The sequence below is a fragment of the uncultured Cardiobacterium sp. genome, assembly GCF_938028185.1.
Lineage (GTDB): Bacteria > Pseudomonadota > Gammaproteobacteria > Cardiobacteriales > Cardiobacteriaceae > Cardiobacterium.
This window is the reverse complement of record NZ_CALJAH010000072.1, coordinates 1-1,801: the sequence shown is the minus strand read 5'-3', so window position 1 is coordinate 1,801 and position 1,801 is coordinate 1. Positions and strand designations below refer to the sequence as shown.

Here is a 1,801-nt window from a genome sequence, read left to right as displayed (position 1 = left end):
CGGGAGCCTGCAACCCTTTTTTGTGGGCGTCCGGTTTTATTCCGGACAGTAGTGCCGTGGGGGAGGGCTGGGGTGGGGGCAGCAAACAAGCCGCGTTAGCGACGGCATACAAAATGAATTGCAAACACGCCCTAGGGGGTGTTTACAATTGAGCGTAATACATTGATTTTGAATAGAAACGTTGATTTTAAGCCTTTTGCGCATTTCTAATAAAATCAGTTCGTTACCATGAATTGTAAACAGCCCCTAACCCGCAGCGGCAATTTTTTGTTGGACTTTGGCGAAAAACACTTTATATTGCATCCACAGCAGCATTTTCTGCTGTTTTTTTGGCTTTATTTAGAGGAGATAACCTATGCCCCAAAACATTCTGATGAAACTGTTTGCCCGCATCCAGCAACGCGACCCCGGCCAGCCCGTCTTCCACCAGGCGGTGCAGGAAGTCTTCGCCAGTCTCGAAGGCTTCCTCGCAGAAAACCCGCGCTACACCGGGCAGTCGCTGCTGGAGCGCATTGTCGAGCCGGAGCGCGTCATCATTTTCCGCGTACCGTGGGTGGATGACCGCGGTGTGGTGCAGGTCAATCGCGGCTACCGCGTGCAGATGAGCTCTGCCATCGGCCCGTACAAGGGCGGGCTGCGCTTCCACCCGCAGGTTGATTTGGGCGTGCTGAAATTCCTCGCCTTCGAGCAGGTCTTCAAAAACGCGCTGACGACGCTACCGATGGGCGGTGCCAAGGGCGGCTCGGATTTTGACCCCAAAGGCAAGAGCGACGGCGAAGTGATGCGCTTTTGCCAGTCGTTCATGAGCGAGCTGTTCCGCCACATCGGTGCGGATACGGACGTCCCCGCCGGTGATATTGGCGTCGGTGGCCGCGAAATCGGCTTCCTCTTCGGCCAGTACAAGCGCCTGACCAACGGCTTCACTTCGGTACTGACCGGCAAGGGGCTTACCTACGGCGGCAGTCTCATCCGCCCGGAAGCCACCGGCTACGGCCTGGTGTATTTCACCGAGCATATGCTGCAAACGCGCGGCGAGGATTTTGGCGGCAAACGGGTACTCATCTCCGGCTCCGGCAACGTCGCCCAGTACGCCGCCGAGCGCGCGATGCAGCGCGGGGCGAAGGTGCTGACCGTTTCCGATTCCGGCGGTTTCGTCCGTTTCGCCGACAGCGGCATGACCGAGGCGCAACTGCAAGCGCTGTTTGAGCTGAAAGAGGTACGGCGCGAGCGCCTCGCGGTTTATGCCAAGGAGCAGGGGCTGGAATTTTTCGCCGGAGAACGCCCCTGGGGTGTGCCGGCCGACATCGCCCTGCCCTGCGCCACGCAAAACGAACTGGATGAAAGTGATGCGAAAAAGCTGCTTGCCAACGGCTGCCGTTGCGTCGCCGAGGGCGCGAATATGCCCTCCACGCTGGAAGCGACCGACGTCTTCCTCCAGTCAGGCATTCTCTACGCGCCGGGCAAGGCGAGCAACGCGGGCGGCGTCGCCACTTCCGGCCTGGAAATGAGCCAGAACGCCATTCGCCTCTCGTGGACGCGCGAGGAAGTCGATAACCGCCTGCACGGCATCATGGCGGCCATTCATGAATCCTGCCTGCGCTACGGCAAACGCGACGATGGCAGCATCAACTATGTCCAGGGCGCGAACGTCGCCGGTTTCGTCAAGGTGGCGGACGCGATGCTGGCGCAGGGGATTGTGTAAACGTCCTGCCCGTGTTTCCGCAGCAAAAACCCGCCATTGCGGCGGGGTTTTCGTATCCGGATGCACTCAACCATGCACCCAAATCAGCCGCGCCAGCAG

At 59.4% G+C, this 1,801-nt stretch carries 1 protein-coding gene; it reads left to right on the top strand.

The window, feature by feature from the left end; genetic code table 11:
* Positions 1-355 precede the first annotated feature (355 nt).
* A complete protein-coding gene (gene gdhA, locus Q0349_RS02340; protein ID WP_298079251.1) occupies positions 356-1,702 on the top strand; it encodes an NADP-specific glutamate dehydrogenase in 1,347 nt (448 codons plus the stop codon).
* The last annotated feature ends 99 nt before the right edge of the window (positions 1,703-1,801 follow it).

Excerpts from the sequence above, each read along its gene's own strand:
- gdhA (WP_298079251.1), top strand. The coding sequence starts at position 356 with ATGCCCCAAAACATTCTGATGAAACTGTTTGCCCGCATCCAGCAACGC.